Genomic DNA, 6,702 nt, shown 5'->3' on the forward strand with positions numbered 1-6,702 from the left:
ATCGGCAGCTTGAGGTCGAGCGCCAGCAACAGGCCGCGGCCGCGCACCTCGCCGAGGCCATGCCGGGCCGAGACCTTCTGCAACTCGCTTTCGAGCAGCAGGCCGGTCTCGGCGACCGTCTTCAGGAAGTCCGGCTTGCTGACCTCTTCCAGGACCGCAAGCCCCACCGCGCACATGATCGGGTTGCCGTTGAACGTGCCGCCCTGGTCGCCGTGCTCGAAGCAGGAGGCGCGTTCTGTGGCGAGCAGGGCGGCCAGCGGCACGCCGCCACCGATGCCCTTGCCGAGCGTCATGATATCCGGCGCGATGGCGGTGTGCTCGTAGTGGAAGAGCTTGCCGGTCCGGCCCATGCCGGTCTGGATCTCGTCGAAGATCAGCAAGAGGCCATGCGCTTCGGTCAGTGCGCGCAGCTCCTGCAGGAACTGATCGGTCGCGGGCCACACGCCGGATTCGCCCTGGATCGGCTCGAGCATCACCGCGACGGTGTTGTCGTTGATCAGCCTTTCGACCGAGGCGATGTCGTTGAGCTTCGCCTTCTTGAAGCCGGCGACCTTGGGCTCGAACAGCGGCTCGAAAGCCTTTTTGCCCGAGGCGGACATCGTCGCCAGCGTTCTTCCGTGGAAGCCGCCTTCGAAGCTGATGATCTCGAACGCGCCGCCCTTGTGCAGGCTGCCATATTTCCGCGCGAGCTTGATCGCGCCCTCGTTGGCTTCCGCGCCGGAATTGGCGAAAAACACCTGGTCGAAAGCGCTGCCAGCGACGAGCAACTTCGCGAGCTTGAGGCTCGGCTCGTTGTAGAAGGCCGGGCTCGGCGTCAGCAGCCGCTTGGCCTGCGCGGTCAGCGCGTCGGCAACCGCCGGCGGCGAGTGGCCGAGACAGTTCACAGCCCAGCCCTGCACGAAATCGAGATAGCGCTTGCGACCGTCGTCCCAGAGGTAGGAGCCGGCACCGCGGACGAACACGGCCTTGGGCCGTGCGGTGATGTCCATCAGCGCGTCATACGGATGGGTGGCGATGGTCATGTCGAACTCCTCTGGAGGCGGGTGGAAAACGGGCGCAAAAAGCAGAAAGGCCGCACCTTGCGGGTGCGGCCTTCTCGAAGACTTCAGCTGAATTCAGTGGTTCAGCGGCGTCGTCGGACATGGCGCACCCTCTCATCGTCGCGGGAGCGACGGCGGAGCATTTCGGTGCGCTGGTGGGTCCGAGAGTTGATCATGGGGCGCGTCCCTACAGCCGAATGGCAGGACTTGTCAAGCGGCCGTTTTGCAAAATGCCCGTCGGGCGTGTGTCAGTCACGCCGGCTGCGCGGCTTCTTCACTGAATGCCGTAGTGCGCGAACTCATTGGCGATGCCGGCCTTGATCGCTTTGGCGGCCGCAATGTCGCGTTCAGCGCCTTCGTTGTCGCCCTTCTTCCGTTTCGCAAGTCCACGGCCGTAGAGCGAGCTGTCGTAGCCGGGTTTTGCGCTCAGCGCCGCGTCATAGTCGGCAATCGCCGCGTCGAGATTGCCGAGCTTGAGATAGGTGAGGGCGCGACTATCAAGCGTCTCGGGATCGTTGGGAGCCATTTTCAGCGACTGCTCGCAATCGGCCAGCGCCTCCTGCAAGTGGCCGAGGATCGCGTGGGTCATGCAGCGCGAGTTGAACACGCCGGAATAGCTCGCGTTCGCCTTGATGGCGCGGTCGTAGTCCTCCAGAGCCCGTGCATAGTCGTGCTCGTCGAAATACATGTTCGCGCGGGCATAGAAATCGCGGTCGTTGTCCGGGCTGAGCTGGAGCGATCTGGCGAAGTCGGCCAGCGCGCGGGCGCGGTCGCCGCGATCGCGGAAGATGCGCGCGCGGTTGCCATAGGCCGGGCCGTAAGCGGGATCGAGCTTGATCGACATGTCGAAATCGGCGAGGGCGCGGTCGGCCTCGCTGCGCTCGCGATAGGCCGTGCCCCGGTTGAAATAGGCGAGCGCGAATTTCGGATCGAGCTTGATGGCCTGGTCGTAGTCAGCCATCGCGCGCTCGTAGTCGTTCTTGTCGATGAAGGAGTTGCCGCGATTGTTGTAGTAGAGCGGGTCGCGGGCATTCAGCCGGATGGCGCGCGTGTAATCGGCAATGGCACGATCTTTATCGCCGAGATCGTCATGGGCAATGCCCCTGTTGTACCAGAGGTCGGGATGTCTGGGATTGAGATCGATCGCACGGTTGAAGTCCGCCAGCGCGCGTGCGGCGTCGCCCTTTCGCCGAAGCATCTCGCCGCGATTGGCGAGAGCATGCACATCGTTGGGATTGGCCTTGAGCACGGCCGAACAACCCTCGATGCGCTGCTCCTCGGTGCCCCTGTCGTCGTCCTCATAGCACCATTGACGCAGCTGTGCGGCCGACGGGGATCGCGCCGCGGCGGGCGCGGACAGCGCTAGCATGGCCATGGTGAGGCCGATTGCCGAAAGCTTGAACCAAATTCCTGATGTTTCGTCGTATTTCATTGTGTACCGCGCCGAAACCATTGCGTCTCTAGCGTGTTTGTGATCGAAGCACTCGACTTGGTTCGAACCGAATGCACGACGGCTCAGACCAAGAGGGACGGGACCAACCAGACAGTTTTCAGCCTTGTCCGATACGCCTTATCCGATCGACCTCGACAGCATTCGCGGCGCGTTTCCGCCCGGCATCGAAGCGCCTCCGCTGCTGGTCGACTTTGCCGCATGGCTCAACGGGCGCCCGTGGGGCAGCGTCGGCTGCTTCTCCTTGCAGGGGCAGTTCTCCGATCATGCGCCGATCATCGACGGCAGTTCCTTGCGGGACAGGTTTTCGCTGTTCATGCGGCTGCCGGATGGTTCGGCCGTCGGCGGCTGGTACGGCGCAGGTCTCGACCGCGACAATCCGCCGATCGTGGGGCTAGGGTCGGAGGGCGACTACGAATTGCTGGCGCCGAGCCTCGATGGTCTGCTCGCCAAACTGACGTCGCAACAATTCGACAATGCCTGGAGCGATCTCAAGCCGCATGACGAGGTCGAGTGCCAGACGGTCGAGCTCGCGCAGTGGCTCGCCGGACGACCCCATGGCGAGCCGCCGCCGGACGACAATTCGTCGGAGCTGCCCGACTTCCGCGGCTTCGTGGAAAAGTGGAGCCGGGATCGCGAAGACTACTGGGCCAGTCACCGGTTGATGGCCGAGCTCGGCTGGCGGCTGGCCGCGCATCTGCCCAAGGGCAAGAAGCCCTGGGACAAGACGCGCTTCGAGGTCGCCATCGTCGGCAAGCAGTACGAGGCGCGCGTGCTCTCGCGCGGGCCCCAGCCGTTCGAGGAAGCTGCTTCAATCGAATCCCTGCTGCGCGATCTGCGCGAGGAGATGCGTCGTGCGCAGCCCGAGCTGGGGCTGTGGTACGCGATGAATTTTGGGCTCTATGCGGACGGCCGCGTCATGCCCAATTTCGAATACGATGTACGCCCGACGATCGACGGCGAGCCGGCGACATTGTCCGAAGCGCAGGCCGATCTCGCCCGTGCTCCGCGCCCGGAGCGCTGGGTGCCGAAATGGCTGGCGTAATTGCCTCTCCAACGTCATTGCGAGCGTAGCGAAGCAATCCAGACTGCCACTACGGACGCATTCTGGATTGCTTCGTCGCAAGGGCTCCTCGCAATGACGGAGGGCCTTAAAACCCCGCGACGCTGCCGTGCAGATCGTATTGGTCGGCGCGCTCGATCTTGGCGGTGACGATCTCGCCGACGCGCAAGGGGCGGCGGCTCGTTAGATAGACTGCGCCGTCGATCTCCGGCGCATCGGCCTTGGAGCGGCCCTTGGCGACGGTCGGGCCGACCTCGTCGATGATGATCTGCTGGCGCGTACCGACCTTGCGCTTGAGCCGGCGCGCGGAGATCTTCTGCTGGCGGGCCATCAGCGCGTTGTAGCGCTCCTGCTTGACCTCTTCCGGCACCGGGTTCTCGATCGCATTTGACGTGGCGCCGGCCACTGGTTCGTATTTGAAGCAGCCGAGGCGGTCGATCTCGGCTTCGTCCAGCCAGTCGAGCAGATAGGCGAAGTCGGCGTCGGTCTCGCCGGGGAAGCCGACGATGAAGGTGGATCGCAGAGCAAGATCCGGACATTCCTCGCGCCAACGCTTGATCCGCGCCAGCGTCTTGTCCTGAGCCGCCGGGCGCTTCATCGCCTTCAGCACCTCGGGGCTCGCATGCTGGAACGGGATGTCGAGATAGGGCAGCACCTTGCCCTCATTCATCAGTGCGATGACCTCGTCGACATGCGGGTAGGGGTAGACATATTGCAGCCGCACCCAGGCGCCGAGTTCACCGAGCTCACGCGCGAGATCGAGGAATCTGGCGCGGACCTGGCGGTCCTTCCACGGGCTCTCGGCATATTTGAGATCGACGCCATAGGCCGAGGTGTCCTGCGAGATCACCAGGAGCTCCTTGACGCCGGCACCGACCAGGCGCTCGGCCTCGCGCAGCACGTCGTTGGCGGGGCGCGACACCAGATCGCCGCGCAGCTTCGGGATGATGCAGAACGTGCAGCGGTTGTTGCAGCCCTCGGAGATCTTCAAATACGCGTAGTGCCGCGGCGTCAGCTTGATGCCCTGCGGCGGCACCAGGTCGAGATGCGGATTGTGGGCGGGCGGCAGCGCGCGGTGCACGGCGTCGAGCACGCTCTCATATTGCTGCGGGCCGGTGATGGAGAGCACGCCCGGATAGGCCTGCTCGATCTGCTCGGGTTCCGCGCCCATGCAACCCGTTACGATCACCTTGCCGTTCTCGGCCATGGCCTCGCCGATCGCCGAGAGCGATTCCTGCTTGGCGCTGTCGAGGAAGCCGCAGGTGTTGACGATGACGATATCAGCCCCGTCATGCTTGCGGGCGAGCTCATAGCCCTCGGCGCGCAGGCGCGTGATGATACGCTCGGAATCCACCAATGCCTTGGGACACCCGAGCGACACGAAGCTGACCTTGGGCGCAGCCGTCTGATCCATATCTGATCTGCCTGATTGACCGGCCTGAGCTAGTCCCAATTGCCCACAATTACAACCCTTTGCAGGTCGTTCCGGCGTGCTATGGATGAATCACCTGCCGTGAGTGAGCAATGAGCGCCGAACAGTCGCCCAAAATCGTAATCGTCGACGAAAGCCCGATCCGGGCTGCGATCCTGGAGGAGGGATTGCGGGAGGCCGGATTCACGCAAGTGGTCCATATCCGCGAGATGCAGAGCCTGCTCGCCCGTATTTATGCGGTGGACCCCGACATCATCCTGATCGACCTGGAGAACCCCAGCCGCGACGTGCTGGAGGCGATGTTCCAGGTCAGCCGCGCCGTGAAAAGGCCGATTGCGATGTTCGTCGACCAGAGCGATTCAGCCTCGATCCAGGCCTCGGTCGAGGCGGGGGTATCCGCCTACATCGTCGACGGGTTGAAGAAGGAGCGCATCAAGCCGATCCTCGACCTCTGCGTGTCCCGCTTCAACGCCTTCGCCAAGCTCCAGGAAGAGCTGGAGCGCACCAAGTCGCAGCTCGAGGACCGCAAGATCATCGAACGCGCCAAGGGCATCCTGATGAAGGTGAAGGGCCTCACCGAGGACGAGGCCTATGTGCTGCTGCGCTCCACGGCGATGCGCGAGAAGAAGAAAATCGGCGAGATCGCGCAGTCGATCATCACCGCGTCGGAGATGCTGAAATGACTGCTCCCCTCCGCATCGGGTTCATTCCGCTGGTCGATGCCGCAGCCCTGATCGTTGCCGTCGACAGGGGGTTCACTGCCGCCGAGGGGCTCGACGTCGAACTGGTGCGCGAAGTCTCCTGGTCCAACGTTCGTGACAAGCTCAATATCGGCCTGTTCGACGCCGCGCATCTCTTGGCGCCCGTGGCGATCGCGTCCTCGCTCGGGCTCGGTCACGTCAAGGTGCCGATCGCCGCGCCCTTCAATCTCGGCATCAACGGCAACGCGATCACGGTCTCGCCCGCGCTCCACGCAGCGCTGATGGAGGAGATCGAGGGCGATCGTTTCGATCCGCTCGCCACGGCGAAAGCGCTGGCACGGGTGGTCGCCAAGCGCCGCAAGGCCGGCGTGGATCCGCTGACTTTCGGCATGACCTTTCCGTTCTCGACCCACAATTACCAGCTCCGGTTCTGGATGGCCGCGGCCGGCGTCGATCCCGACGAGGACGTCCGCCTCGTTGTGTTGCCGCCGCCTTACATGGTCGACAGCCTCGCCAATGGCCACGTCGATGCATTCTGCGTCGGCGCGCCCTGGAATTCCGTCGCGGTGGATCTCGGCATCGGTCACATCCTGCATTTCGTCTCCGACATCCTGGCGCATGCGGCGGAGAAGGTGCTGTCGGTTCGCCAGGTCTGGGCCGACACGCATCCGGACGTGGTCGCCGGCCTGGTGCGTGCGGCGGTGAAGGGGGCTGAGTTCATCGAGCAGCCCGCGAACCTGGCCGAGGCGGCGCATATCCTGGCGCAGCCCGAGCGGATCGGGGTCGACGCCGAGGTCATCCAGCGCACCCTGACCGGACGCCTGAAGATATCCCCTGACGGTACCTTCCGCGAAAGCGGCCGCTACCTCCTGGTGGGGCGGGAAGAGGCAGGGCGCCCCGATCCGGTCCAGGCCGCCTGGCTCTATGCGCAGATGGTGCGTTGGGGGCAGACCGCGCTTAACCCCGAGGGCGTCAAGACCGCGATGGCCGTGTTCAGGCCCGACCTCTACGACGCG

At 64.3% G+C, this 6,702-nt stretch carries 6 protein-coding genes; 3 read left to right on the forward strand and 3 right to left on the reverse strand.

What is annotated here, in order from left to right; genetic code table 11:
- Both MOV75_RS22745 and MOV75_RS22750 read right to left on the reverse strand, forming a co-directional pair.
- The coding region (locus MOV75_RS22745) for an acetylornithine transaminase (protein WP_247006657.1) at nucleotides 1-1,022 on the reverse strand (1,022 nt) is incomplete at its 3' end.
- Nucleotides 1,023-1,314: 292 nt separating this feature from the next.
- Nucleotides 1,315-2,472 carry a tetratricopeptide repeat protein gene (locus MOV75_RS22750; RefSeq protein WP_246929775.1) on the reverse strand — a complete coding sequence of 386 codons (1,158 nt, stop codon included), beginning with the start codon at nucleotides 2,470-2,472 and terminating at the stop codon, nucleotides 1,315-1,317.
- Between the two features lie 124 nt (nucleotides 2,473-2,596).
- Here MOV75_RS22750 and MOV75_RS22755 point away from each other — a divergent pair, with 124 nt between their 5' ends.
- Nucleotides 2,597-3,535 (forward strand): hypothetical protein, encoded by a 939-nt coding sequence (locus MOV75_RS22755; RefSeq protein WP_246929774.1) that lies wholly within the window; start codon nucleotides 2,597-2,599, stop codon nucleotides 3,533-3,535.
- Nucleotides 3,536-3,641: 106 nt separating this feature from the next.
- Here MOV75_RS22755 and rimO read toward each other — a convergent pair whose 3' ends face one another.
- Nucleotides 3,642-4,967, reverse strand: a complete 1,326-nt coding sequence (gene rimO / locus MOV75_RS22760; RefSeq protein ID WP_247006658.1) for a 30S ribosomal protein S12 methylthiotransferase RimO — start codon at nucleotides 4,965-4,967, stop codon at nucleotides 3,642-3,644.
- 110 nt (nucleotides 4,968-5,077) lie between these two features.
- Here rimO and MOV75_RS22765 point away from each other — a divergent pair, with 110 nt between their 5' ends.
- Together MOV75_RS22765 and MOV75_RS22770 are read left to right on the forward strand one after the other, a co-directional pair.
- Nucleotides 5,078-5,668 (forward strand): ANTAR domain-containing response regulator, encoded by a 591-nt coding sequence (locus MOV75_RS22765; protein WP_008564898.1) that lies wholly within the window; start codon nucleotides 5,078-5,080, stop codon nucleotides 5,666-5,668.
- Nucleotides 5,665-6,702 (forward strand): CmpA/NrtA family ABC transporter substrate-binding protein (locus MOV75_RS22770; RefSeq protein ID WP_247006659.1); only part of this gene is annotated, 1,038 nt, incomplete at its 3' end. The genes MOV75_RS22765 and MOV75_RS22770, both read left to right, overlap by 4 nt.

This window comes from Bradyrhizobium sp. PRIMUS42 (assembly GCF_023006515.1).
In the GTDB taxonomy this organism is placed as follows: Bacteria; Pseudomonadota; Alphaproteobacteria; order Rhizobiales; family Xanthobacteraceae; genus Bradyrhizobium.

Coding starts and splice junctions, on each gene's coding strand:
- rimO (WP_247006658.1), bottom strand. CDS start 4,967: ATGGATCAGACGGCTGCGCCCAAGGTCAGCTTCGTGTCGCTCGGGTGT.
- MOV75_RS22765 (WP_008564898.1), top strand. CDS start 5,078: ATGAGCGCCGAACAGTCGCCCAAAATCGTAATCGTCGACGAAAGCCCG.
- MOV75_RS22750 (WP_246929775.1), bottom strand. CDS start 2,472: ATGAAATACGACGAAACATCAGGAATTTGGTTCAAGCTTTCGGCAATC.